Origin of the sequence: Maribellus mangrovi (genome assembly GCF_037646455.1) — a bacterium.
Classification (GTDB): domain Bacteria; phylum Bacteroidota; class Bacteroidia; order Bacteroidales; family Prolixibacteraceae; genus Draconibacterium; species Draconibacterium mangrovi_A.
The window spans coordinates 1,867,323-1,892,134 of sequence record NZ_JBBIXN010000001.1; the positions used below are offsets into that span (position 1 = coordinate 1,867,323).

The window sequence follows — 24,812 nt, forward strand, 5'->3', positions numbered from 1 at the left end:
CGCTTTCTGAAAACATTAAAAAATGAAGCAATACAAACTGTTTAACAACGTTTTTGGCTGGGTTAGTTTTGCCGTGGCCGCTGTTGTTTATCTGATTACCATTGAACCAACGGTAAGTTTTTGGGACTGTGGTGAGTTTATCACAACTGCATTCAAATTTGAAGTAGGCCACCCTCCGGGTGCACCTATTTTTATGATTGCCGGCCGGATGTTTACCTTATTTGGCGGGCCTGAAAATGCCGCGAAACTGGTGAATATAATGTCGGCGCTGGCCAGTGCCTTTACCATTATGTTCCTGTTTTGGACCATTACTCACCTGGCCAAAAAAGTGCTTACGCAATCCGGTGAAATGACCAAAGGACAAAGTTTTGCAGTACTTGCCAGTGGTTTGGTTGGTGCGCTTGCTTACACCTTTTCCGACACCTTTTGGTTTTCGGCAGTTGAAGGCGAGGTTTATGCCAGTTCATCATTGTTAACGGCGATTGTTTTCTGGGCCATCCTGAAATGGGAAAATGTGGCAGATGAATCCTACGCCAATCGATGGCTCATTTTTATTGCCTACATCATAGGGCTTTCAGTAGGTGTTCACTTGCTGAACCTATTGGCGATTCCGGCCATTGTTTTTGTTTATTATTTCAGAAAATACGAAGCTACCCGCAAAGGAATTATCTGGGCGCTGATTATTTCGGTAGGTATTCTCGGAATTATCATGTACGGAATTATTCCGGGAGCAGTAACCATTGCCACCTGGTTTGAATTGATGTTTGTGAATTCGTTCGGATTACCTTACGATTCAGGAGTTTATGTGTATGTAGTGCTGATGGTAGCTGCCCTGGTATACGGAATCTACTGGACGTACAAAAAACAGAAGGTTGTATTAAATACGGCAATTCTTGCCGTTACAGTAATTATGATTGGGTATTCATCGTTTGCCATTATTATGATCCGGTCGCAGGCCGAGCCGCCAATGGATCAAAACAATCCGAAAAATGCTTTTTCGCTTCTAAGTTATCTGAATCGCGAACAATATGGCGAACGTCCATTGTTTAAAGGCCAGTATTACAATTCCCCGCTCAAGGTTGGCAACCGTTTTACGGAAGGGAAACCGATTTATTCACAGATCGATGGGAAATACAAAATAACCTACAACAGGTATCAGGCCAATTACGACGAGCGTTTTACCACCATATTCCCGCGCATGTGGAGCTCGATGGATCCACAGCATGAACGCGATTACCAGCGTTGGGGACAGATTCAGGGAACCCGGATTCAGTACCGCGACGAGCGCGGTGAAACAGAAACCATTGTTAAACCAACCTTTGGCGAAAATCTGCGCTTCTTTTTCCGCTACCAGGTAAACTGGATGTACTGGCGATACTTTATGTGGAACTTTGTAGGGCGCCAAAACGACATTCAGGGGCATGGTGACATTCTGCACGGAAACTGGTTGAGTGGAGTAAAATTTATCGATGAAGCGTTTTTGGGCGACCAGGATAATCTGCCGCCAAGTCTGGCGAATAATAAAGCCAAAAACACCTATTATTTCTTGCCTTTACTACTCGGAATACTTGGAATACTCTTTCAGTATAAACGTGGAAAGGAAGGTAAAAAAGGATTGTGGGTGGTATTCCTCTTGTTTCTCATGACAGGACTTGCCATTGTAATTTACCTGAACCAGTATCCGCATCAGCCTCGTGAGCGTGATTATGCTTATGCCGGTTCGTTTTATGCCTTTGCCATCTGGATTGGATTAGGAGTAATCACCATCTCCGAATTTCTAAAGAAATTTATTCCCGATACCGTGGCCGCCGGAATTGCCGGACTTGCAACATTGATCCTCGTACCGGGAATTATGGCCGCACAAAACTGGGACGATCACGATCGTTCGGGACGTTACACAGCTCGCGATTTTGGGGCGAATTACCTGAAAACCTGTGCACCAAACGGAATTATATTTACCAACGGCGATAACGACACCTTCCCTTTGTGGTACAACCAGGAAGTAGAAGGTGTAAGAACTGATGTCAGGGTATGTAACCTTAGCTATTTGCAAACCGACTGGTATATCGATCAGATGAAACGTCAGGCTTATGAATCGGAGCCGGTTCCGTTTTCGATGACCACGGATGAGTACCGACTGGGAACACGCGATGCAGTTTATGTAATGGATAATCCGCGAATAAAACGCGATTATGTGGGACTGAAGGAAGCAGTCAATTTTATTGCAGACGATAATCCGGCTACGAAATTGCAGCAGGCCGGAGATGCTGCTTACATCCCGAAAAAGAAGATTCATTTTAAAGTGGATAAAGAAGCAGTTATACGCAATAAAGTAGTTCCACCCGAAGATTATGATAAAATTGTTGATGAAATTGTTATCGACCTGTCAGGAAAGAATACCCTCTCGAAGGATGAGATGATGATTCTGGACCTTTTGGCGACCAACAACTGGGAAAGACCTGTTTACTGGGCGATTACTGTAGGAAGCAACAAGTACATGAACCTTATCGATTATTTCCAGGTTGAAGGTTTTGCTTATCGTCTTGTCCCGATAAAAACGGAAAGTACGCCGCAACAGTTGAAATTTGGCCGGGTAGCTACCGGCATCATGTACGATAACCTGATGAATAATTTTGATTGGGGAAGAATGAATCAACCTGATGTTTATATTGATGAGAATAACGCCAGGATGATGACCAACATTCGAAACACGTTCAATCGTTTGGCCGGCGCTCTGGTTGAAGAGAACAAAATGGATTCGGCCGTTGCTGTTCTGGACCGGTGCCTCGAACTTATTCCGAACGAAGTGGTTCCTTACGAGTATTTTGCCCTGGCGATTGCCGAGAATTACCAAAGAGCCGGTGCCAACGACAAAGCTATTTCAATGGTAGAAACTGCATATTCAAATTTCGACGATGAGCTGAATTATTTCTTTTCTCTCGACACTAAATTCATGTTAACGTCTGGGATTAACGAAGAAATTCAGCGTAACCTGTTCTACCTGCAAAACCTTCAGCGAACAGCGGCAAATGCCGGAGATAATGAGTTAGCAGATAAAATCGGGGAGACCTTGCAATCGTATTTCGAGCGTTTCAGAAGTAGTTAGATAAAGTAAAATCAAGAAGATCAGATAAATGAACATTTTAATTATTGGCTCAGGAGGCAGAGAGCACGCATTGGGATGGAAAATCAAACAAAGTAACAAAGTCGACCAATTGTTTTTTGCTCCCGGTAATGCCGGAACAGCAAGCATTGGAACTAACCTTTCAGCAGGTGTATCCGATTTCGATGCAATAAAAAAGCTGGTGTTGGAAAACAACATCGACTTGATGCTGGTTGGACCGGAAGTGCCGCTGGTTGAAGGTTTACACGATAAGTTTGCTGCGGACGCCGAGTTGCAAGATGTAAAAGTTGTGGGACCTAAAAAAGCAGGTGCTGAACTGGAAGGAAGTAAGGATTTTGCTAAAGCTTTTATGGCGTGTCACAACATTCCTACCGCTAAATATTTCACGGTAACAACGGAGAATCTAGATGAAGGATTGACTTTCCTGAAAACCATGACCGCACCTTATGTTCTGAAAGCCGACGGTTTGGCTGCAGGAAAAGGGGTGTTGATCATCTCTTCGCTCGAAGAAGCACAGGCATCGTTGAAAGAGATGTTGGGTGGTCAATTTGGTGCCGCCAGCAGCAAAGTGGTGATCGAGGAATTTTTGAGTGGGGTAGAAGTATCAGTTTTTGTGATAACCGATGGTAAAGACTACAAAATTCTTCCGGAAGCAAAAGATTACAAGCGAATTGGTGAGGGTGATACCGGACTGAATACTGGCGGAATGGGAGCCATAACTCCGGTTCCGTTTGCCGATGCTGTTTTTATGGATAAAGTTGAACAACAAATTATTCAACCTACCATCACGGGATTGCAAAAAGAAGGCATCGATTATAATGGATTTATTTTCTTTGGATTAATCAATGTGAACGATGATCCGTATGTTATCGAATACAATGTGCGCATGGGCGATCCGGAGACCGAGGCCGTCATGCTGCGTGTTAAATCCGATTTTGTCGATTTGCTGGAGGGAGCCGCGGACGGAACGCTGGGGCAGAAAACTCTGGAAATCGATGAACGAACTGCCGTAACCGTTATGTTGGTTTCGGGTGGTTATCCGGGGAGTTACAAAAAAGGGAAAGTGATCAGCGGCACCGAAGGTGTGGAAAACAGCATTGTTTTTCATGCCGGAACAAAAACCGAAAATGATGCTGTTGTAACCGCCGGAGGACGTGTAATTTCGGTTAGTTCGTACGGCGAGAACATGAAACAGGCTCTTGCGACGTCCTATGAAAATGCAGAACGGATAAATTTTGAAGGTAAATATTACAGGAAAGATTTGGGCTTCGATTTATAATGCATGCTTTTAAGAATATTAAAATCGAATAATCTCAGCAATTTACTTTTTATCCCGGTCGCAGTGTTTGCATTCTGGGCGGGGAAACTTTTTGCCCCTTTTAGCTATTCATATTTCCCGGGCGAGGCCGAAAATGTGCTGTTCAAATACATCAATAAAATCGTAGGCGATGCACCCTTATTAAACGTGATCCTGTCAGCTGTTTTTGTGGTCATTCTGGCGGTACTCATCGAATTAATAATTGCCCGCTACCAATTCATTCGAATTCGTACAAGGCTTCCGGCCATTTTGTTTGCGCTCATTTTGGGTGGACTTACCGGCATGCATACTCTTCATCCCGTATATTTTGCGGCGGTATTTCTTTTGCTGGCCATATTCCGGCTTTTTGGAATTTTCGACCAGCCAAAAGCCTATACCACTGTTTTCGATGTAGGATTTTTACTTGGGATTGGTGCTTTGTTCTACCTCAACCTGTATATTGTGGTACCCGCATTTTTGGTTGGGATAGTTGTTTTAGGTCGCGGAACCGGCTGGCGTGAGATTGTAATTCTGATCATTGCCTTTTTGCTGCCGTCGATACTGGCATTCAGTTACTATTTTTATACCGACCGATCTCAGGAACTTATCACTGTTTTTCTGAAGAATATTAACACCTCGGTATATACCCTGCGAAACAACCTGTTCCTGCAAATTTATCTGGGTGCGCTGGTGTTGCTGACACTTCTGGCAAGTATCGATATTGCACGGCATTACGATACTAAAAAAGTAAGTTCGAGAAAATATTTTACCGTCTTCTTTTACATTTTTATAGCGTCGATGATCAGTTATGTATTTATCCCGTCAACTTCGCAGGAAATGTTGATTATATCGGCCATCCCCGTTACTTTTTTACTGGCTAACTTTTTTGTTTTTCTCAAAAGCCGCTTTTTAGGAGAATTGTTTTTTGCGGTACTGCTGCTTGTTGTAATTGCTGTTCAATTTATGGCATAATGGATAAAAACCGTGCTACACTGGCAGTTTATGGTATTCAGGATCGCTTTGATTATGAGCATCCATTTTATGTGCACGATCATAACCTGGCCATTATGCAAAATGGAAAAGTACAGCATTTTTTGCAGCAGGAACGCATTTCGCGGCGCAAGCGGGACAATACACTTCACCGGCATTTAAAGGAAATTTTAAAGCAAGGTCAGCAGTTAAGCTACGATTACGATCTGGTTTTTATTGATAATGTGGTTGGACGTACTTTTCTCACTACTTCCGGGGTGGTGCGTTTCGAAGCTCCCTTGAATGAGGAACTGTCAACCGGGCTTGAAAAAGGCCGGTGTTGGTGGTTTGGAAAAGAAAAGGAAGCCTGGGTACTCAATCACGAACTGGCACATATGTTTTCGTGTTTGCCCTTTTTCGGAAACTTTAAAGAAAACAGCCTGTTGGTACATTTTGATGGCGGAGCGAGTTTGAGCAACTTTTCGGCGGCACTTTTCAAAAACAATAAAATTGAGTGGATTGAATACCACTGGGACCTGAAAAAATACGCCTCAATTTTTAATGCCAATGCGTTGGTTTTTGCCATTATCGGGGCAAAGCTTAAAGACCAGAATTCAGTACCCGGCAAGTTTATGGGATTTGCAGGTTGGGGAAATTACCGGCCCGAACTGGAAGAGTGGCTTCGAAAACACGATTTCTTCCACGATATTTGGGGGCAAACGTCGGTGTTCTTTCACCATGCAAAAAAAGATTTTGGAATTGAGTTGAAGTCCTTTAATCAGAAGGATCCTTTCATCCGGGATGTGGCCGCCACTTTGCATCAGATTTTTGTACAAGCAATTTTGGGAAAACTCATCGAGCTGCAGGCTAAAACCGGTGCACGAACCTTGTATTATACCGGTGGTTCGGCCTTAAATATTGTGGCCAACACAAGGATCATTAAAAGTGGCATTTTCGATGAGGTGTTCATTCCACCGTGTACCGAAGATTCGGGGCTGGCACTTGGTGCCGCTGCTTTTGCCGAGTGGCAAAAACACGGCAAAGTAGAGCCGCATTCGGCCTACCTCAACAATTGGGGAATTGAAAATTATCAAGTCGCATCGGAAATGGATGCTGTGAAAAAGGCGGCTGAGGTATTGGTACATAAAAAGGTTATTGGGGTGTGTAACGGATTTGGTGAAGCCGGACCACGCGCACTCGGTAACCGAAGTATTTTAGCCCTCGCCGGTTCAAAAGAATTGGCTCGGAAAATCAGCATGGAAAAGAAAGGTCGCGAATGGTACAGGCCGCTGGCACCGGTGGCTTTGGCGAAAAACACCTGCTATTTCACAGGAGAAGAGAAGATTCATTCACTGTCGGAATTTATGCTGCTCGATTTTACTGTACTTCCGGAGAAGCAGAAGGAACTGGTCGGTGCACTTCATGCCGACGGAACCGCCCGTTTTCAAACTATTTTTAACCGCAGGCAAAATCCTTTTCTCTTCGAACTGCTGACCTACCTCGATGAAAAGTACCACGTAAAAGCTTTAATCAATACTTCGTTTAATGCCGGTGGAGAGCCCATCGTACACACTGAACAGGATGCACGAAGTTCGGCCGAAAAAATGCAATTGAACGGATTGGTGCTAAATGGAAAATTTATTCCACTTTAACTATTTTTGCAGAACTTTGTTAAGAGAGAATTATGGCAATCATACTAAATATTGAAACTTCTACCGAAGTTTGCTCGGTTACGCTGGCAAAAGACGGCAATACACTGTTTGAAGAAGAAAGCACCGAGGGATTGAATCATTCGCAGTTGCTCACTGTTTTTATCGAAAATCTGTTTAAATCCAACAACTTCAATTTTAAAGACCTGGATGCTGTTGCAGTGAGTAAAGGGCCGGGATCGTACACCGGCTTGCGCATTGGAGTTTCGGTGGCAAAAGGACTTTGTTATGGCCTTGGCATTCCTCTAATCAGCGTAGGTTCTATCGATGCAATAGGGCATTATGCAGCGCTGCATTCGGCCGATTTCTATACTCCGGAAGATAACGAGCACTTGTTGTTTTGCCCGATGATCGATGCCAGAAGGATGGAAGTTTACACCTCGCTTTTTGATTCCAGCGGGGAAGCTATTCTTCCCGTTACTGCAGAAATTATTGATGAAAATTCCTTTGCCGGTCAACTTAAAGAAAACAAGATCCTGTTTTTTGGAAATGGTGCCGAGAAATGCCGCTCGAAAATTACCCACGAAAATGCCTTATTTGCAGGGCCTTCAAAAACATCGGCACGATTTATGCAAAAGCTCGCAGAAAAGAAATACAATAAGCGGGAGTTTGAGAACGTTGCATATTTCGAACCTTTCTACCTGAAAGACTTTGTGGCAACCATCCCAAAAAACAAAATAATAAAATGAAAAAATCAATTCTGATAGCTTTTCTGATCCTTTTTTTTGGGCAAAACATTTCGGCTAAGGAAGAGCGGATACGTTTTAATTTGAAATTCGGACTGTTTAAGGGAGGCGAGGCAGAATTAACCGTTACCGATACTGTATATAACGGGCGGCCGGCCATCCATTATCATATGTTGGGTCGAACAACCGGACTGGCCGAAAAGTTGTACGGTGTTTACGATATTTATGAAACCACGGTGGATGCTGAAACACACCTGCCGCTAAAAACCATCAGAAGTGTAAAGGAAGGCAATTACCGGCGCTATAACGAAACTTTCTTTTTTCACGATAACGATTCAATTTTTAGTCAACGAAGTGGTGGCCGTAAAGTTCCCAAAGACCTTGTCGACATTATTTCCGTATTCTTTTATTTCGTAAACACACAGAATATCGATAATATGGCGCCGGGTGACGGTGTGACTTACCCCACGATCAATGCCGATAAGATTTCGGATGTATCCGTGAGGTTTTTACGCGAGGAAGTGGTGGAAACCGATATAGGTAAAGTGGACACCTATGTTTTAAATCCCAATGTTAGAAAGGGAAAGGTTCTGGAACGTTCTGACGGCATCCGCTTTTACATGTCGAAAAAGAAAAAGCTACCGGTTTACATTACTTTCGATATGAGGGTTGGTGCCTTAAAAGCTGTAATCAGAAGCTACACCATCGACGGTGTGGAACAGGTTACCGACTGATGTCGTGCACTTTATTGCCTGTAAAATGATTAGAATTGATTGATTTTTAATGGATTTGATTATTTTTGCAGCGTTCAAAAAAAAACAATAATAAAAATATAAGATGGCTAGTACAGCAGACTTTAAAAACGGAATGTGCTTCATGTTCAAAGGTGATATATACACTATCGTATCATTCCTGCATGTGAAACCGGGAAAAGGACCGGCTTTTGTTCGCACAAAACTTAAAAATGTTAAAACCGGAAGGGTAATTGAAAATACATTTAATTCAGGTGTTAAGGTTGATGATGTTCGCGTTGAACGTCGTCCTTATCAATTTTTGTACCGCGATGACATGGGACTTAATATGATGAACAATGACACCTTCGAACAGATATCAATTCCGTCTGAAATGGTTGAAAACAACGACCTGATGAAAGAAGGACAGGTTATTGAAATTCAGTTTCATGCTGAAGAGGAAATTCCATTAACCGCAGAAATGCCTGACAAAGTGGAGTTGACTGTTACCAGCACCATCGAAGGTGAAAAAGGAAACACAGCCAGTTCGACCGCACTGAAGCCCGCAACCCTAGAAACCGGTGCCGAAGTAATGGTTCCTATGTTTATTAACGAAGGCGATGTCATTAAAGTCAGCACCAGCGACCGTTCATATGCCGAACGTGTAAAACAGTAAAAATTTACTAGGTTATATATAATTAATCGGCTTCGGATTTTCCGGAGCCGATTTTTTTATGTTATTATTCTTTATTGAAGTTAAATCGCGCGATTCCCATTAACATGAATTACGGTTATTTTCGTTAGAATCTACCGATTCATCCGTGTCGATCGTAGTAAGTCCGAATACCGCTCGTGTTCCAAGACTCAATCTGTCGTTTATCCAATAACCGGCACCAACAGGAATTCCAAGGTCGAAAGTTTTAATGGCATCTTTATAATCTTCCTTATCGCCTCCATCATATTCGTCTTTTGCACTAACCAGAAATCCCGGTTGAATTTCACCTTCGAAATACAATCCATTTTCGCTTATATAATTGTAAAGTACGAGTATATAAATGTATGAAAGCGAAACTTTGCCGGAGTAAGACATTTCATCCAACTGAACGCTTTTCAATGTCTGCATGTAAATATCAGTGGAATAACTGACCGAGTAATTTGCTCCTTGCAAAGTGAAGACAACGCCGGCTTTTATTGAAGAAGTTTCATTGATATTGTAAACATTTGTTTCTACACCCAAAAGTAGTCCAAAAGTTGGATCCCAGCTTTCACCGCCAAGGATATGAGACATCCCCGGGCCGACAATAGCACCTATGTTGTTAAAAGTTCTGGATTTTTGGCTAAATACTGTAAACGATAAAATAAGCATCAGGAGAATAAAGCAAATTTTTTTCATGATGTTCGATTTTAATAATAAGTAGTTAGGTAAAATTTGCTCTTGTATCGACAACAAAATTGGTTACGAACGAGTAGGAATAATGAATATACGGCTTTCAACTCTAGAAAGATACAATTATGCTATTTAGCAAAGTAGATTCAGAAGTATTGCATTATTGATTGATATGTCCTAAATTTAATACCCCATCATTTATCCCGAATGGTGACCATTGATTTAAAAAGAAATTAGGGGAATTGCTATAAGTTGTAAAATCGAATAATACTAATGAAATGAAAATGAAAATACTTGTTAGCTTTCTGCTCTTGGCTTTACTTTGGTCGTGTGCATCAACCATGTCATCGACCTGGAGCAAAAGCGATTACGAAGGAAGAACATTTGATAAAATTCTGGTAGTTGCCGAGGCCAGCAGCAAGCAGGGCCGGATTAATTCTGAGAATGCGATCGTGGAACGTTTGCAAAAGGAAGGAATAAATGCCACCAACAGTTTAGGTGTCTTTCCGCTGAACGAAGAAGTTAATGCACTCTCGCCCGAAGAAATCGAAGACCGCATCCTTAAAGGAGGATACGATGGAGTGTTGATCTCGTCGCTGGCTGATGCCAATTCGCGAGAAGTTCGTGAAGGAGGTGGTACCTACGCCCAGCCGGTTACCTACCGTTATGGAAGAATGATCCGCACCGGATATGTTCATGTACAGGAACCTGAATATTATCGACGCGAAGTTACCTATGTATTGGAGACGCAGCTCTACGACACAAAAGATTCAGCCAATAAGGAATCAGTGGTTTGGGCCGGACAGGCAGAAATTACCGATCCGTCGTCGCTGGAATCAGGCGTTAAAGATTACGCCAAAGCGCTGGTGAAATCATTACTCGATTCAGGAGTTATCAAATAACACAATATATTAAACTGTTATGAAAGCAAGAATAATAATTAGTTTGCTGGCCATGACTTTGTTATGGTCGTGTGCAACCACCATGGAACACACCTGGAAAAAGGATAGTTTTGAAGGGAAAAAGTTTGATAAAATCCTGGTTTTAGCGATCAGTAAGAACCTGAAATCAAGAACGCTGTTTGAAAACACGATGGTTGATCTGCTGAAGCAGGAAGGGATTAATGCGACCAATGCCTTGAATGTTTTTACGCCGGTTGAGAACTTAAAGGATATTTCAGAGCCTGAAATCGAAAAAAGAATTAAAGATGGTGGATATGATGGTGTACTGGTTACCTCACTGATCGATACCCGCACCCGTGATGTGCAGGTGAATAATACCCAGTATTATCCCTACATGTATGGTGGCTATTATGGGTATGGCTACCGCAGCTTTATCTACTCGAATTACAATTATATGTATTCCGATCAGTATCGCGAGGAAAAAACCTATGTGCTTGAAACCAGGCTTTACGATGTAAACATTAGCGATCCGAAGCAAGCGGTTGTATGGGCCGGTCAATCAGAACTGGTTGATCCATCAGGCTCGGAAAGTTCATCGAAAACGTATTCCAAACAACTGGTTAAAGCACTGATCGAATCGGGAGCAATTAAAAAATAAATGAAGAAAATATTGGTAAGGCAAGGTCAGACGGATCAATTCGTTTGGCCTTTTTCTTTTTTCGAAGCTGCACCAATGGGTATTTTACATACGAAGTAGATTGAATTGTTCCTCGATCCAGAAACTTCCTTGAATACGTTTGTAAATCCCTGGTAATAGCGTACGCCGATGCTCCAACCTTCGCCTTTCATAAACTTATAACCTACGCCAACGGCGATTCCTCCGTCGAACCAGTTTCTGAGGGAGTTATTGTAATCTTTAATGTTAATATTGCGATCCTCGTAATTGGATTTGAATTGCACAAAACTACTGTACATCCATCCCAGTTGAGGGCCCGCTTCTAAATAAGTGTAATTTTTAAATCGGTACTGCGCCAGCATGGGTAAATAAAATACATAAATATTCTGGCTGTAATCTCCGGGATATTCCAGTTTTGTGGCATCCAGAAATTCAATGTCATTATCCGAAAGTTTCGACATACCCATGTTGTAAAGACACTGAAGTCCGGTGTGGAAGTACCAGGCATTTTTCATTCGAATATCAAAGTAATACCCCAGGTTAAATTTCATCAGTCCAGCATCGTTGTCAAAGCCCCTGATATTGGAGTAATTAAAGCCGCCTTCAAGACCAAACTCAATGCCTTCAGTATTGAGTTTATCGCCAAACAAAACCGATATAAGAACTTGTGACTGAGCGGTCGCAGAAACCAGGATTAGTCCGATAATTAAAAGTATCTTTTGCATTCAGTGTTTTTAGTTGAAGATAAGTAATTTGTAGTATAAAAACCGAAAAACAAATGTGAAATGACTATGGACCTAATTTTGCTTTGATATTATTTGCCTGTAATATTAAACCGGAGCATGGCTGTGATCAAAAAATTTTGGTGGTTGCTGTTGGCAGGAGGTATTTTGGCACCGTTGCCGCTCATATCTGTTAATCCGTACACCGCCCGTACCCCCATGCTAAAACGACGGTTAAACCAGTAGCCCATTCCTGCCGGAATGCTGATGTCCACTGATTTTACTGACTCTTTGTAGTTTGACTTCTCCCCGCCTTCAGGCAGATCTTTTCCGATCAATAAAAATCCGGTTTGTAAACCGGCTTCCCAGAACAATCCTCCCGGTGACCGATGCCTGTATAATATTGGCAAGCCAATGTAACCCAGACTGACTTTTCCCGACTGAGAACCATCTTCTTCAGTTATTATTTCACTGTATTCAGCACCTTGCATGCTATAAACAACTCCTATGTTCAGTAATGATTTTTCCGAGATCTGAAATACATTTTTTTCAATTCCCACAAGATAACCAAATGATGGATCAAGCTTTTCTCCACCAAAAACATAGGCTATTCCGGGCCCAGTAACGATACTGAAATCTTTGGGTAACTTGTTCTCCTGACTCCATACCGGGAAAGCGACACAAATTAATATTACGACGATGAGCTTTTTCATTCAGAAAGTTTGAAGTGTCACACTGTCAAGTTACAAAATTTCACCTAAAAATATATCACTTGCAGTAAGGACTATGTCTTGTAAAAAAAGAAGCTATTAAATTATATTAAATGCTGATATTTGGTAAACCTAAGTATTGAGCGCATGATATCATCCGCCTTTTTGCTCATAGTTTTAGAACTTAAGTCATTCAAATCCAAACTTGCAAACCAGGCATCGGTTAAGGTGTCCCAGATGGTTTCAATTACGGATAATGGCAACCCTAACTGGTAATAATCAATAACCTTTGGAATAATAATTTTACTATTTCGCTTTCGTAAATAAAGAAAAATCTGGTTGTATTTAATATTATCGCGATTTTTAAACAGTTGCCAGTGGAAGCGTAAACTTTGTTCGTTGTTAGCTAAAATGTCGTAAAAATCCGGAATATATTGATTGAACTTATTCTCCAGTTCATACAACATTGTTTGGGCTGCATTTTTCATATGATAGTCGAGTAATTGGTCAATAAGTTCTTCCTTATCAGTAAAATGATAATAAAAATTTGAGCGCGGCAATCCACAGGCCTCAGAAAGTGTTTTTACGTTTAAAGCATCGGGTCCAATTTCGGCGAATAAATTAAAGGCTGCCTCAAACCAGATATCAATTGATTTTTTTTTAGTCATTTCATTTCGAATGAATTAATAATCTACTAATTCAGATTAACCGAAATCTTTAAGATAAATAAAGTTAATATTATTTGACTAATTCTACAGGTTAACTAAACTAATTAGATGACTTTATTAATCCAATTTTAGTTGAATTGTGACCAAAAATAACCCTCACAAATCCTTGATCTGTGAGGGTCATGTAACGGATTGCTGCTTAAATAATCTATAATACATGAGGCACGGCTTTTGGCAATTCGATCGGATTTTCTGCTTTTGGCAGTTCAATCGGATTTGCGGGATGTTCCGGATTCATATCTTCAAAGTCATCTTTGCAAGAAGTAAGAACCATAGACCCCATAAACAGTAATCCCATAAACAAAAACATTAACTTTTTCATCATCTTTAATTTTAAATTTTTAATTAATTATCGGGGGCAAAGATATGGGACGTAATTTGTTATAATTTAGACACTTGTGTCAACTATCCCAAAATAATTATCTGAATTACAAAAATCTTATTCTCAGGCAACATTTTCCAGTGATTTTGGGGTGGGATTATGGTTTATTATTGTCGCAGCTTTACTATGAATAACGACAAAAAAATAACCCTCACAAATCCTTGATCTGTGAGGGTCATATTACGAATTGCTGTTTAACTTCTCTATAATACATGGTGCTCGACTTCTGGAAATTCAATCGGCAGGGTCGTATTATCCGGTGGAGTCGCGATATCATCATCCTTGTCGCAGGAGGTTAAAACAAGAGACCCCATAAACAGTAATCCCATAAATAACATCATTAACTTTTTCATAATCGTAAATTTTTAATTTGTAATTAATTATCGGGGGCAAATGTAGGGGCCTTTTTGGAGTCGAGTTTAGACACATGTGTCAACTTTGGTGAAAATATTGTTAGAAATCCAAAAAACTCATAACAGAACAGAGAATCCAATGATTTAGGGGCAAGTTTATTAACCTATGCTGTAATTTGATTTTTCACCAACTATTGTTAAAGACTGATGATATGATTTGGTGGTGTACTTATTTCAATTTTCCCATATCAGTTTTTCGTGTTGAGCACTTTTGTCCATTATGTTTCTCTTAAGGTGTCAAATTATCCAGGTGAGCGTTCATAGAAATTTTAGATTAATTCGATCAACAGGCATGAAAAAAGCCATTTTAATGTACAAGGGATAGTTCGTTTTAGAACTATCAAAAATAGTTGTCAACCAATGTTAGTGCACACATGTTCAGTAAGTAAAAAAGGACCTGTCTTCATTTTTTGCTCTCTTTTATATAGTCTGGTTCGGGAACAATTTCTCATCTCTTTATGTTGTTGTAAATAAGATTATTATGATTGGTTTAAACGAAAAAAATATCTAAATTTGAAAGGAGACATGGCTATATAGTTCAAATTATATTCCATGTCTTTAAAAATACCAAATCTTAACCTTATGAAAACTAATCCAAAAATTTCTTTTTCAAAGTTATTTCTTGTTACGGTGATCCCATTGATAATTAGTAGCTGCGCTACAATACTGGGAGGGAAAAACAACAGACTAGTATTCTCCGAAGAAAGTCTTCCCAGGGCCGAAGTTATCATCGATGGTGAAGTGGTAGGCGAGGCACCGGGGACAGTTATTATACCAAAAGGAAAAATACAGCATGGCAGTATTCTGGTATTGAATGCCGAAGGATATGAACAAAAAGAATATGTTCTTCTGCGAAAGCAAAGTGCTGCTTATTCTGTTATTGATCTTCTAATCGGAGGAGTTCCATTAGTCGTTGATTACACTACAGGAAATATTTACAGACCCAAACCTACGAAATTCAAATACCAACTAACTAAACAGAACTAAAAATGCTGGTTACAAAAAGATTATTAAGCTCATTAGCGGCAATCTTCATTTTGAGTGTTGTTAGTGCACAGGAATTTTCAAGCTTTAACAAGGAAGACTTGAAAAAAGATGAAAATTATGGATGGTTCAATTTTGTCCAGCTAACCGGTTACAAGGGAGGACATATGGTTGAAGGAGAAGGGCCTGATTTATTAAAAGATGGTTTCTGGGGTGCCGGAATACGGGTCGGAACACAATCTACCGGAAGAAAGGAGTGGCAGAGGATTCATGGTTATCCTTACTATGGTTTGGGTGTATCTTATCTTGATCTTGGAGGAACAATTATTGACTCACTTCTTGGCAAACCTGCTTCTTTTTATTTTTTCTACGGAGAGCCTATTGTAACTTTTGGAAAATTTAGGTTAAATGCTGATGTTGAGGTTGGTATTGCAGGTGATTTTGTACCATACGACGCAGAAACCAATCCATATCAGACTTATATCGGAGCAAAAAGTAATCTGCATTTTAATCTTTCCTTTCAATTGTATTATATGATGACTAACCGGATGGACCTTGCTATGGGGCTATCTTTCATGCATTTCAGTAACGGAAGGTCGTTCACGCCACAAAGGGGTATAAATCTGGTAGGTTTAAATCTATCTGCAGCCTATCACTATAATCCGGTTAAGAATTTTACTAAATACGAAAATCCTAATTATCAACCTGCCGTCCGTCCGACCTTTATTGAACAAGAAAAATCTGCATTCAGGCCGAAACATGAGTTTATTATGATGGGTAGCATAGGTTCAATGCAGGAAAGTCCCGGGAACTCTAAGGATGAATTTGGCCAGATAGATACAACCGGGGCGAGGGGCCCCAGGTTTTTTACTAGTTCAATTACTGCTGAGTATGCTTTTCAATTCGCCCGAAAGTTGAAAGCAGTTGGTGGTTTAGATATGTTTTATGACGGTTCTGTTGAGAGTTATTACGATGACTTATTACCACAGGAAACAACCTTTTCCGACAAAAGTTTTTATGGCGCACATATAGGATTTCACTATTTAATCGAAAGAATTTCATTTATGTTTAATTATGGCAGATATATTTATAAACCATTTGAGCAAAGAGGAACCTGGTTTATGCGTGCTGGTGGAAGAATAGGGATTTCTGAGCATGTCGACATTCACATTGCCCTGAAAACGAGGAATGGAGGTAAGGCAGACTGGATTGAGTGGGGACTGGCTTATAAGATTTAATTCCAATAGAAATTTCGTTTCTATTATCAGTCCCAGAATTTTAATCAGAAATATGGGTAGTGGATTGTTAGTTGAAATCTAGAGTCTGAAAAACAAAGATATTGTACCCCAACCGTGACTCTCTCCATTTTCGAATTTAGGAGAGATCATGGTAACAGTACCCTTGGCACTAATCATTTTGTAAGTTATTGCAAGCCCAAAATTAAGATCTGCTAACAGGTGGTGAATTTCCCGAAATTGGTATTCCTGATTGTTTTCAGGTGGTATTATGCCACCCATAAGTGTGGCATCATACAATACGCCGGTAACTCCTGCGCCTCCAAAAAAATAGAATTGAAAATCTTTATTTTCAGTATATTTTCTATTGCTCAGATTTAATCCCTTAAAATAATCATTCAATAGTCCTATCCTTAATTTTCCCCCAAGACGAAGGTCATCATGAATCGTTCCAATACGAAATCTTGAGACTCCCGTCACATCGAAGATCTGGTGAATCTTAAGTATTTCCTTCTCCAGTTCAAGATTGTAATTGAGGTAGATGCGATTGTCAATCTGGAAGTCCCAACCTTTTGGAGGTTTAGATCCAAGCCAATCATGAATTTTTTCTTGCGCCTGTCGTGCTCCGGAAAGAGGCCCTAAAAAACCAAAATCGAATTCGGAAGTCAGTTTTAGTCTTTTTTCAGGATTTGCCGAGGCAACAAACGATTTAAGATACAAGGTGCCCGCATAAGGCCTGTCTATGGTATTCAAAAGGGTATCGGTAATATCTTTTGGTGTGAAGATCTCCTGGATCAGTCCCAAACCAAAGTAATGATCGGAATTTTTTAATCGAATTAAGAAATAACTTGCCGGATTCCTTCTTAGTTTCGGATTAACCCAGAAAAGTTGAGCACCTTGTGTATAATAATAATCGGTCGTTAAAAAAACATCGTTGTCCCATCTCAAAAAAAATTCTTTGTGTTTTTCGTAATTTAATTCTTTTAATTTCTGACCGTATATAAAATTGGGTGTAGAAAAAATCAAAATATTTCCTATTAGAATTTTTGAAATCCAATATATTGCTGATTTATGGTTCAAGTTCTTGTCTATTTACAGTAAAAATATTGTTCCGCATGCGGATTATACAAGTTTCCATATTAAACATGGATACATCAATAATCTTACCGGACAGGTATAGCTGGCACATTATATGAAACCTTATTCCTGTAGAAAGCTTCCCCAAGTTATAAAATAACACTATAAATGCACCTGAAAAATTAATTGAAAATCTTAAAAATAAATAGCTATATTAGAAAACAATATGACCTTAAATCAGCTTCATGTTTCATAAAAATATTCTGAACAGAGGAAAAAACAAAACACTTGTTGTTGCTACAATACTTGCTGTTGTCTCCTTAATTGCATTACTATTTAGTACATTATTGACCGATAATTTGCGTGATAAGATTGCAATTAACCAGATCAAATTGGTTTCTGAAAGAACGGAAGCCGAATCATTAGCATTTTATGAACAATTGAATTCAAATCTGAAATTAATTGCAGGATTGGTACAATCAGGAATTTTTAGTGATAATGAAATTGAAACCTGGAGTTCTGCTTTTTATGCCGATTTACAATTGAACAGAAATATTTCAGCAGTAACAGTAAGTAGTGAAGATGGTACTGAGTATTATGCTTCGTTGAGTGATTCTTCCTTGATTTATTATCGCATAGGCAAGAATGATTCAAATGAAGTGATTGTTCATTCGAAGAATTTGGAGACTGATTCTGTTACGACCTTAGATACCATTATTACAAACAGAGCTATTAACCTGGACAGTTATACAAGACAATTATCCATTCCACCCGATTCGGTGGTGTGGTATAAAATTCAACCGCTACCCGGAATTTCTACAACGCTTGGATTAGCAGCTTCTGTTAAAACCATTAATAAAGCATCAGGTAATGCAAACATTATTACGATATATGTTTCAGTTCACAATATTTACAATTTTTTGGAGACTATTGCCGAACATGTAAAAGCTGAAATATTCTTGTTTACACTTGAACATGAAGTTTTTGACATCGAATCTAAGATCGATACTTTGGGAGAACCGCTGCTCTCAGATTATTTGGTAAAGTGGGATAGCGTTAAAACTCCGGCTTATAAAAAAGCCATTTTAAAATGGGAAGATATTAGCAATAAAGATTCAATTCAATTTCAATCATTTAAACTGGACAAACAAAAATACTGGGGAGCATATCGACCGATACAAAAACAAACCGCAAATTTGTGGGCTGCTTTAATTATTGCCGAAGATGATTTTCTGACTGTATTAAAAAGCAGGATCGGGATTTTATTTTTTATTCCAATTCTTTTTTTGCTGGTTTCCGGAATTGTTCTTGTAGTTGTTATACGGGGTAATATCAAAACGAGGAAAAAGGAAACGTTTGGAATTGCAGAAATTTTAAAATTAATTGAAAAAGGAGAAAACGAACACGTTGAATTTAAATCGACAATCCGAACAAATTTATATACCAATAATCCTGGTAAAGAAATTGAACTTGCCTGGTTAAAATCGGTAGTTGGATTCTGCAATTCAAACGGAGGTACAATATTAATCGGAATAAATGATGAAGGTGAAGTCGTTGGCATTGAACCGGACAAATTTGCTAATGATGACAAATGTTTACTCCACGTACAAAGTCTTTTAAGAGATCATGTTGGAATGGAATTCACTGTGTACATTAAATACAAACTCCTGGAAATAGATGAGAAGAAAGTATTGGCAGTACGTTGCACACCATCGCCTAAGCCGGTGTTTTTAAGTAGTAATAATAAAGAACAATTTTTTGTAAGAAGTGGTCCTGCTTCAATTGAACTACCAATCAGCAAGGCGTTAAAGTATATCGAAGACAGAAATAAAAAATAAATAGCTTTTTGTTAGGTCTGCCACCATCGTTTCTTTACCACTCCCATCCGAACGTACTTTGCAACACATAATCTGCCTTATCGGAATTAAGAACGGGCCGATTATCATAGTTTAATGACGCGCCTAATTTGATAAAAAAATCGAGTGGTAAATCGTACTTTAAGTCTAAATTAATATCACTTCTGAACCTGCCGGGATCAGTAATTCCTGAATAGGAAATTGCCATGAGTTTAAGACTGAAATCACCCAGATCATAAATATTTAATTCAGTTCCTGCAAAACCTTCCCATGTCGACCTGTTCAACGAAGACCTTATAAATAATTCGTTGGAATAGTTTTCGGTGTTATAATTGGCTCCACCTTTAATCCCCCAATGAGCTTTATTTGACCTGAGTAAGTACAGACCGACACCTAACTGACTGTTTAAGCGGAGGTCTATGTATTGCTCGGTGTTTGATAAAGCATTTAAGGTGCCAATTAAATACCAACGTCTAAAAATAATCCAACGGTAATTGAATTCTGCATCGAGCCTTTTTATCAAGTCAGATTCATCTTGCTGGGAAGACAGGGTATTAGCGGCCAGATCGGTTGACCATTTTTCTGTTTTATATCCAAAATAGCTTCTAAGCGATAATGAACGTAGATTACTGGCTTTAGCCAAATCAAAGCCAATGCTTAGTTCAGCGTCCAAACGGTCGCCAAATTTTTCGTCCAATGCGTCGAGGTAAACAATATCATGCAGATCAACATATATGGAATCATTTTTCCTCGTGACAATTTGCACCAACGAATCGTTTATAGAATTGATGTAGCTGTAAAAAATGTCCTCTTTTTTCAGGGTGATAAAAAATTTAGTTTCTGTTCGCAACCAGCTCACCTTTTCCCATTCAATTTTGAAATCGCTATCGCTAAATTCTGTTTCCACTTCAAGCACTCCTTCTTTCATCGACTTGATTTCTCCAGCTAAGATCTGGCCATCGAAAAAACGGATCGAATCCACCTGTGCAACGACATTATTTGCAGAACTTATCAATAACCCCAGATGAGAAAGAATTATCAATACATTTTTAAGGTTCAATTTTGCCACGTTTATCAGTTTTAAGAATAGCTTGGTCGGCAATTTCTTAATTTGCCGCAGGAATCAGAAAGATGGGAGGATTATTTGACAAATAAGCATCATCTGTCGGATTTAACCGATTATACTCCATCATGGACTTGAGAGACTGAACATAGCTTTCCCCGTGTTCCGAGTATCTCGAGAGTCCGTCTGCCAATGCCATCCCTGTTATCTTTTTCCCGTTCGATCGAAGATTCGCTCTTATCTTTCGAAGTTCGGCATACGCATTATGGGTATTAAGATTAAGCATATATGCAGAAACTGATTCCTGCAATGATCCAAATGCTGCAACACCATAATTTCCCAAATGCGTTCTTTGATTTTCAGGTTTCATAGCATTTTCTCCCCATGCCCATTGCCCGTACATAGCATTACCCTGTGCGGCGAAACGTGAAGTGCCCCATCCGCTTTCTGTTGCACTCTGACCTAAAGCCAATGAAGGAGGAATGATATCAACTCTTTTCCACAGTTCTTCAAACATAGCCTCGGTAATCTGATCATCTGTTTTGACCTTGTATAATTTTACCAATTTCAGAATCCAGATACTATCGTTTTCAGACAAAGAGTTATTTCTTTGAAAAGAAGTCTTTATTTTTTCTAGCCTGTTCCGGTCTTGTAAAATCAATTCGTTGGCGTGCAAAATAAGAGGAGCCAGTCCACGAAAAAATAATTGTTTTTTATTTAAGGTGGTGATTTCCTTAGATGTAGTAGTCCCCCATCTTTCTCCAACGGCAACAAGGTAAACACGAGGAATCTCCCGGATTCCAGCCTGCCAGGCTTCTGGTGTGTAGTTCAGCTTTTCAAAAAGATCAAGCATATCCTTATACGATCCTCCAATATACTTTTGAGAGTCGTCAAGGTCATCCACCGTTTTCATATAGTTCTGCGGAATGGTATTTACAAGAGTATCTGAAGCAACAGATGCCAAACCTTTTGGGTTTTTCTTAGTTGCGCATCCTGAGAAGATTACAATTGTAATGATTGATATAATTATGTTTCTTAATTTCATGGGTTTATTTGTTTAGTCGATATTATTTAAATTTTTAAAAAATTAGTGAAGCTAATATGCTTTCAGCACTGTTAACTTCCAATTGAAATTAATGGTCCTTTTGAAGGATCAGAATCTTTAGATAAATTCAGAAGTACCTGGATAATGCCAAATGTGATTTTTGAATCCCAGTCACTGTCGTCAATATAAAACCAATACCCCCTGTTATTAATGGCTACGTATGCATTCTCAGGTTTTTCTTTACTGGAGAGAATCTTAATTTTAACCAGATTTTCCTTGTTGCTTGATTCATAGGTTTTACCGGCTTTAATATGTTCCGGAGGGACTTCGATGTTGTTGCTTAGAATGAGAAATATTTCCAGAAGACTGTGTGTCTGCAGGTATATTTCTTCAGCATCTCTTTGAAAAGGTCCGTATTTTATAGGAAACCGGTTCAATTCAGGTGAGAGTTTCAATAGCTGTTTAAATTTGTTTACCGTTGCTTTTATCGTGTCATCGGAAAATTCTGTGGGTAAAAAGATATTTACATTCTTTGCATCTCCTTCTCCAGCTATTTCCATAGCAAGAACACTATTGCCCTGCATGTATTCCAGAAGTTGCAATACCTTACTGAAGTCCTCGTCGGCAGCTACCTGATAATTGCCAGTATAAACACTATTCCTGACTCCGTTTATATGTGTGGTTGTTAAATTTAACATACGGGACGCAGACCAACCAGACTGAATGAAGTAAAAAACGAGTGCAGGTGGAATCGAATTTAACATGGTTTCTGAGAATGCCTTGCCGCTCATTGGTGAATACGTAATAGTCGGTTTATCTGACCACCCCCCTGAAATATCAGGAGTAACACTTGCAGCTCCAAACATATTATCTGCTTCAATACTGGCACGCCTATCGCGGCTGTACTGGTTAATTATTGAACTAACATTAATAAACATGGGAGTTTCAGCGTATCTCAAACGTACAATATTGAACAATAACTGCTCTCTTTCCTGGGTTGAAATCCTCTGATTGTAATTAAATCCGTCAACAGGAATGGTTTTTGGTCCCATCGAAGCACAGGAACTCAATAGCGTGGCAAAAACGATAATGATATATAATTCTTTAAGCATCAATAGGTAAATAGACTTTTCAACTTTGCACATTTTTATTTTAATGATGTATTGAATTGACAGGTATTTAATTCAATCCGCATGAACGGTCATTGCTTTTTTCTAAAATCCTACGGCAATCCCTACATTGAAGAACGGTTCCACTGTTTTATAGGGTGAGTCATCATTCTGAAGCACATCCCATAAAACTTCTGCATTTAATGATACACCTTTTGATATGGGCAAACTATATCCCCCGCCTACATATAAAAATGAAATCCATTGTCGGTTTTTATCTCCGGCGTCATTATATAATTTATAGTTCATCTCAGAAAATTCGACATGCGCATATATCCTGCGGGTAACCAGAAGTCTGGAAAATGCACCGACTCCATAATTGGATCCTTCCTTTTTAGGCGTATAATTTTTGTTTTTAAAATACTCATACGAAATTTTTGCTCCTACTGAGAAACGTGGCAGCAACTTATAGGCGATCAAAGGCTCAAAACCAATTGAGGTATATTTACCGATCGAAAAATTACCATAACCTCCGAAATAAACTTTGTCGTTTACATTTTCTTCCGGTTGTTGATTTTCGTTTGTTTGCTGAGCCTGGGGCTGAGCAGTTTTCTGGGGAACATAAACCGTGTCCACTCTAACCTGCTGAATTTTCACTGTATCTACCCGGATAACCTGACCTGGGATTGTGTCCTGAGCGAAGCCGGCGTATGCAATAAAAATCAATGCAAACAGTAAGTAAATAGTTTTCATCGTCTTATTATTATTTTTATGACATTCACTTTTGTTTCATTAAACGTACTGATATTCATTGCGAAAGGAACTGCCAGGTTAAAAGGTCAGTAGCTAATCATCTTTCAAATACCAGACTCTTTTACCTAGCAGATCCTTTACATTTGTTCTACTTTAATAATATCCTTTACGATCATATGCACCAAATAGAGTAGTATCCAGTCCCATTCTGTCAAAAACTCCTTTTAAAGCAATATTACCCATCTGCGGACCCTTTTCGGTCATTGTTACCCACATAATATGATCAACATTACCCGGGCCAGTCTGGTGGAATGAAGCACCGGCTGGTCCCATCGTTATGTGTTCATAACCGTCTATCTTATCATAGTCGTAATAGTGAAGATGTCCGGCAAAGAATGTGTGGTCACGGCCTTTTAGTAATGACTGAATCGCCTTGAAACTATCCGAAGGATTTTCCCAGGCAGGTTCGTGCAGAAATAGGAAAGTCCAACGCACCTCAGGATTCTGAGCAAGTGTGTTCTTCACAAAATCAATTTGCTCATCACTGAATTCAACAGGCTTGCTCAGTCCGGCAATAACCTCTTCATCTGACATGAACTCGGCCAGCATCTCCTGTGCTTTTTCAGGATCTTCTGTTTGCAGCCGGTTATATTCTTCAAGTTTTTCCTTCATACCTTCGGGAGCAACGCGGGGTGGATCTTCACTGTCAAGGGCAACAAACAACACATCATTGTAAACGAAATAATAGTAGCCTGCGCCATACCTTTCACGCCATACCTCTTGTGCGGTTTCGTTAGCAATATCATGATTCCCCGGGACACGAAAAAAAGGCATATCAAGTTTATTTAACATTCCTTGTACATCATCCCATTCTGCATTTAACTCTGCCTTGTCGTCACTGTAACCTTCAATCAAATCTCCAACATTGATAACAAACTCGGGCTGCAGAAGATTGATCTGGTTCACAGCAAGTTTAAAAGTCTCTTCAGCATTGGCCCCACCGGTTCGGTCCCCAATGATGACAAACTGAAAATTTTCAGGATTGCTATTAAAATTCTGTGAAGTCCATGGTTTTTTGTTTGGGAGAGCGGTTTCATCATAAGCAAAAGGGCTTTTCTCTTTGATTTCAGGGCTATCTTTCTGCATCTGGCGGCATCCGCCAGAAATGGCAAGAGCAAAAATGATGAGTAATGTTTTTAGATATTTTTGATTTTTTATTTCCATAATGTTTTTCAATTTTAAATTATACAACTA

The 24,812-nt window shown here is 39.5% G+C and carries 24 protein-coding genes; 12 read left to right on the forward strand and 12 right to left on the reverse strand.

Features of this window, described 5'->3' with window-relative positions; translation table 11 throughout:
- Positions 1–22 precede the first annotated feature (22 nt).
- The 7 genes from WFY05_RS07210 to efp all read left to right on the forward strand — a co-directional run bounded on the left by WFY05_RS07210 (position 23) and on the right by efp (position 9,192).
- Positions 23–3,106, forward strand: coding sequence for a protein O-mannosyl-transferase family (locus WFY05_RS07210; RefSeq protein ID WP_340112097.1), 3,084 nt, complete (start codon positions 23–25; stop codon positions 3,104–3,106).
- Positions 3,107–3,134: 28 nt separating this feature from the next.
- Positions 3,135–4,403, forward strand: a complete 1,269-nt coding sequence (gene purD, locus WFY05_RS07215) for a phosphoribosylamine--glycine ligase (RefSeq protein ID WP_340112098.1) — start codon at positions 3,135–3,137, stop codon at positions 4,401–4,403.
- 3 nt (positions 4,404–4,406) lie between these two features.
- A complete protein-coding gene (locus WFY05_RS07220) occupies positions 4,407–5,393 on the forward strand; it encodes a DUF6427 family protein (protein WP_340112099.1) in 987 nt (328 codons plus the stop codon).
- The gene (locus WFY05_RS07225; protein ID WP_340112100.1) at positions 5,393–7,042 is read left to right on the forward strand and encodes a carbamoyltransferase C-terminal domain-containing protein; all 1,650 of its coding nucleotides are present in this window, start codon (positions 5,393–5,395) and stop codon (positions 7,040–7,042) included. Before WFY05_RS07220 ends, WFY05_RS07225 begins: the two co-directional genes overlap by 1 nt.
- Positions 7,043–7,074: 32 nt before the next feature.
- A complete protein-coding gene (gene tsaB / locus WFY05_RS07230; RefSeq protein ID WP_340112101.1) occupies positions 7,075–7,788 on the forward strand; it encodes a tRNA (adenosine(37)-N6)-threonylcarbamoyltransferase complex dimerization subunit type 1 TsaB in 714 nt (237 codons plus the stop codon).
- Positions 7,785–8,519 (forward strand): DUF3108 domain-containing protein, encoded by a 735-nt coding sequence (locus WFY05_RS07235; RefSeq protein WP_340112102.1) that lies wholly within the window; start codon positions 7,785–7,787, stop codon positions 8,517–8,519. The genes tsaB and WFY05_RS07235 overlap by 4 nt, the downstream gene beginning before the upstream one ends.
- 103 nt (positions 8,520–8,622) lie before the next feature.
- Complete coding sequence (gene efp / locus WFY05_RS07240) at positions 8,623–9,192, forward strand: elongation factor P (protein WP_340112103.1); 570 nt, start codon at positions 8,623–8,625, stop codon at positions 9,190–9,192.
- A gap of 99 nt (positions 9,193–9,291) precedes the next feature.
- Here efp and WFY05_RS07245 read toward each other — a convergent pair whose 3' ends face one another.
- Positions 9,292–9,909 carry a porin family protein gene (locus tag WFY05_RS07245; protein WP_340112104.1) on the reverse strand — a complete coding sequence of 206 codons (618 nt, stop codon included), beginning with the start codon at positions 9,907–9,909 and terminating at the stop codon, positions 9,292–9,294.
- Positions 9,910–10,187: 278 nt separating this feature from the next.
- On the opposite strand from WFY05_RS07245, the gene WFY05_RS07250 reads away from it, so the two are divergent.
- Both WFY05_RS07250 and WFY05_RS07255 read left to right on the forward strand, forming a co-directional pair.
- Positions 10,188–10,805, forward strand: coding sequence for a hypothetical protein (locus WFY05_RS07250; protein WP_340112105.1), 618 nt, complete (start codon positions 10,188–10,190; stop codon positions 10,803–10,805).
- Positions 10,806–10,824: 19 nt separating this feature from the next.
- Complete coding sequence (locus tag WFY05_RS07255) at positions 10,825–11,463, forward strand: hypothetical protein (protein ID WP_340112106.1); 639 nt, start codon at positions 10,825–10,827, stop codon at positions 11,461–11,463.
- A gap of 35 nt (positions 11,464–11,498) precedes the next feature.
- Here the strand turns inward: WFY05_RS07255 and WFY05_RS07260 are convergent, their stop codons facing one another.
- The 5 genes from WFY05_RS07260 to WFY05_RS07280 form a co-directional block, all read right to left on the reverse strand.
- Positions 11,499–12,206, reverse strand: a complete 708-nt coding sequence (locus WFY05_RS07260) for a porin family protein (RefSeq protein WP_340112107.1) — start codon at positions 12,204–12,206, stop codon at positions 11,499–11,501.
- Between the two features lie 89 nt (positions 12,207–12,295).
- Positions 12,296–12,916: a porin family protein gene (locus WFY05_RS07265; RefSeq protein ID WP_340112108.1), complete on the reverse strand. Its 621-nt coding sequence runs from the start codon at positions 12,914–12,916 to the stop codon at positions 12,296–12,298.
- Positions 12,917–13,017: 101 nt separating this feature from the next.
- Positions 13,018–13,581, reverse strand: a complete 564-nt coding sequence (locus tag WFY05_RS07270) for a TetR/AcrR family transcriptional regulator (RefSeq protein ID WP_340112109.1) — start codon at positions 13,579–13,581, stop codon at positions 13,018–13,020.
- A gap of 208 nt (positions 13,582–13,789) precedes the next feature.
- Complete coding sequence (locus WFY05_RS07275) at positions 13,790–13,966, reverse strand: hypothetical protein (protein ID WP_340112110.1); 177 nt, start codon at positions 13,964–13,966, stop codon at positions 13,790–13,792.
- Positions 13,967–14,226: 260 nt separating this feature from the next.
- Positions 14,227–14,376, reverse strand: a complete 150-nt coding sequence (locus WFY05_RS07280; RefSeq protein ID WP_340112111.1) for a hypothetical protein — start codon at positions 14,374–14,376, stop codon at positions 14,227–14,229.
- 642 nt (positions 14,377–15,018) lie between these two features.
- Here WFY05_RS07280 and WFY05_RS07285 point away from each other — a divergent pair.
- Positions 15,019–15,423 (forward strand): hypothetical protein, encoded by a 405-nt coding sequence (locus WFY05_RS07285; protein ID WP_340112112.1) that lies wholly within the window; start codon positions 15,019–15,021, stop codon positions 15,421–15,423.
- Positions 15,424–15,425: 2 nt separating this feature from the next.
- Positions 15,426–16,658 (forward strand): acyloxyacyl hydrolase, encoded by a 1,233-nt coding sequence (locus WFY05_RS07290; protein WP_340112113.1) that lies wholly within the window; start codon positions 15,426–15,428, stop codon positions 16,656–16,658.
- Between the two features lie 78 nt (positions 16,659–16,736).
- Here the strand turns inward: WFY05_RS07290 and WFY05_RS07295 are convergent, their stop codons facing one another.
- A complete protein-coding gene (locus WFY05_RS07295; RefSeq protein WP_340112114.1) occupies positions 16,737–17,681 on the reverse strand; it encodes a lipid A deacylase LpxR family protein in 945 nt (314 codons plus the stop codon).
- Between the two features lie 296 nt (positions 17,682–17,977).
- Between WFY05_RS07295 and WFY05_RS07300 the strand changes: the two genes are divergently transcribed.
- The gene (locus WFY05_RS07300) at positions 17,978–19,570 is read left to right on the forward strand and encodes an AlbA family DNA-binding domain-containing protein (protein ID WP_340112115.1); all 1,593 of its coding nucleotides are present in this window, start codon (positions 17,978–17,980) and stop codon (positions 19,568–19,570) included.
- 34 nt (positions 19,571–19,604) lie between these two features.
- Here WFY05_RS07300 and WFY05_RS07305 read toward each other — a convergent pair whose 3' ends face one another.
- The 5 genes from WFY05_RS07305 to WFY05_RS07325 form a co-directional block, all read right to left on the reverse strand.
- Entirely contained in the window at positions 19,605–20,657 is a 1,053-nt protein-coding gene (locus WFY05_RS07305) for a DUF481 domain-containing protein (protein WP_340112116.1), read from the reverse strand.
- A gap of 37 nt (positions 20,658–20,694) precedes the next feature.
- Positions 20,695–21,696, reverse strand: a complete 1,002-nt coding sequence (locus WFY05_RS07310) for a glucosaminidase domain-containing protein (RefSeq protein WP_340112117.1) — start codon at positions 21,694–21,696, stop codon at positions 20,695–20,697.
- 71 nt (positions 21,697–21,767) lie between these two features.
- Positions 21,768–22,808: a hypothetical protein gene (locus tag WFY05_RS07315; RefSeq protein ID WP_340112118.1), complete on the reverse strand. Its 1,041-nt coding sequence runs from the start codon at positions 22,806–22,808 to the stop codon at positions 21,768–21,770.
- 102 nt (positions 22,809–22,910) lie between these two features.
- Positions 22,911–23,558: a hypothetical protein gene (locus WFY05_RS07320; protein ID WP_340112119.1), complete on the reverse strand. Its 648-nt coding sequence runs from the start codon at positions 23,556–23,558 to the stop codon at positions 22,911–22,913.
- A gap of 153 nt (positions 23,559–23,711) precedes the next feature.
- Positions 23,712–24,782, reverse strand: coding sequence for a metallophosphoesterase family protein (locus tag WFY05_RS07325; RefSeq protein ID WP_340112120.1), 1,071 nt, complete (start codon positions 24,780–24,782; stop codon positions 23,712–23,714).
- Between the last annotated feature and the right edge of the window lie 30 nt (positions 24,783–24,812).

What these genes read in the sequence shown, in the direction of transcription:
- WFY05_RS07265 (WP_340112108.1), bottom strand. Translation starts at nt 12,916, where the DNA reads ATGAAAAAGCTCATCGTCGTAATATTAATTTGTGTCGCTTTCCCGGTA.
- WFY05_RS07325 (WP_340112120.1), bottom strand. Translation starts at nt 24,782, where the DNA reads ATGGAAATAAAAAATCAAAAATATCTAAAAACATTACTCATCATTTTT.
- WFY05_RS07320 (WP_340112119.1), bottom strand. Translation starts at nt 23,558, where the DNA reads ATGAAAACTATTTACTTACTGTTTGCATTGATTTTTATTGCATACGCC.
- WFY05_RS07235 (WP_340112102.1), top strand. Translation starts at nt 7,785, where the DNA reads ATGAAAAAATCAATTCTGATAGCTTTTCTGATCCTTTTTTTTGGGCAA.
- tsaB (WP_340112101.1), top strand. Translation starts at nt 7,075, where the DNA reads ATGGCAATCATACTAAATATTGAAACTTCTACCGAAGTTTGCTCGGTT.
- WFY05_RS07290 (WP_340112113.1), top strand. Translation starts at nt 15,426, where the DNA reads ATGCTGGTTACAAAAAGATTATTAAGCTCATTAGCGGCAATCTTCATT.
- WFY05_RS07280 (WP_340112111.1), bottom strand. Translation starts at nt 14,376, where the DNA reads ATGAAAAAGTTAATGATGTTATTTATGGGATTACTGTTTATGGGGTCT.
- WFY05_RS07270 (WP_340112109.1), bottom strand. Translation starts at nt 13,581, where the DNA reads ATGACTAAAAAAAAATCAATTGATATCTGGTTTGAGGCAGCCTTTAAT.
- WFY05_RS07300 (WP_340112115.1), top strand. Translation starts at nt 17,978, where the DNA reads ATGTTTCATAAAAATATTCTGAACAGAGGAAAAAACAAAACACTTGTT.
- WFY05_RS07210 (WP_340112097.1), top strand. Translation starts at nt 23, where the DNA reads ATGAAGCAATACAAACTGTTTAACAACGTTTTTGGCTGGGTTAGTTTT.
- WFY05_RS07315 (WP_340112118.1), bottom strand. Translation starts at nt 22,808, where the DNA reads ATGCTTAAAGAATTATATATCATTATCGTTTTTGCCACGCTATTGAGT.
- WFY05_RS07260 (WP_340112107.1), bottom strand. Translation starts at nt 12,206, where the DNA reads ATGCAAAAGATACTTTTAATTATCGGACTAATCCTGGTTTCTGCGACC.
- WFY05_RS07220 (WP_340112099.1), top strand. Translation starts at nt 4,407, where the DNA reads ATGCTTTTAAGAATATTAAAATCGAATAATCTCAGCAATTTACTTTTT.
- WFY05_RS07285 (WP_340112112.1), top strand. Translation starts at nt 15,019, where the DNA reads ATGAAAACTAATCCAAAAATTTCTTTTTCAAAGTTATTTCTTGTTACG.
- WFY05_RS07310 (WP_340112117.1), bottom strand. Translation starts at nt 21,696, where the DNA reads ATGAAATTAAGAAACATAATTATATCAATCATTACAATTGTAATCTTC.
- WFY05_RS07225 (WP_340112100.1), top strand. Translation starts at nt 5,393, where the DNA reads ATGGATAAAAACCGTGCTACACTGGCAGTTTATGGTATTCAGGATCGC.
- WFY05_RS07250 (WP_340112105.1), top strand. Translation starts at nt 10,188, where the DNA reads ATGAAAATACTTGTTAGCTTTCTGCTCTTGGCTTTACTTTGGTCGTGT.
- WFY05_RS07245 (WP_340112104.1), bottom strand. Translation starts at nt 9,909, where the DNA reads ATGAAAAAAATTTGCTTTATTCTCCTGATGCTTATTTTATCGTTTACA.
- efp (WP_340112103.1), top strand. Translation starts at nt 8,623, where the DNA reads ATGGCTAGTACAGCAGACTTTAAAAACGGAATGTGCTTCATGTTCAAA.
- purD (WP_340112098.1), top strand. Translation starts at nt 3,135, where the DNA reads ATGAACATTTTAATTATTGGCTCAGGAGGCAGAGAGCACGCATTGGGA.
- WFY05_RS07275 (WP_340112110.1), bottom strand. Translation starts at nt 13,966, where the DNA reads ATGATGAAAAAGTTAATGTTTTTGTTTATGGGATTACTGTTTATGGGG.
- WFY05_RS07255 (WP_340112106.1), top strand. Translation starts at nt 10,825, where the DNA reads ATGAAAGCAAGAATAATAATTAGTTTGCTGGCCATGACTTTGTTATGG.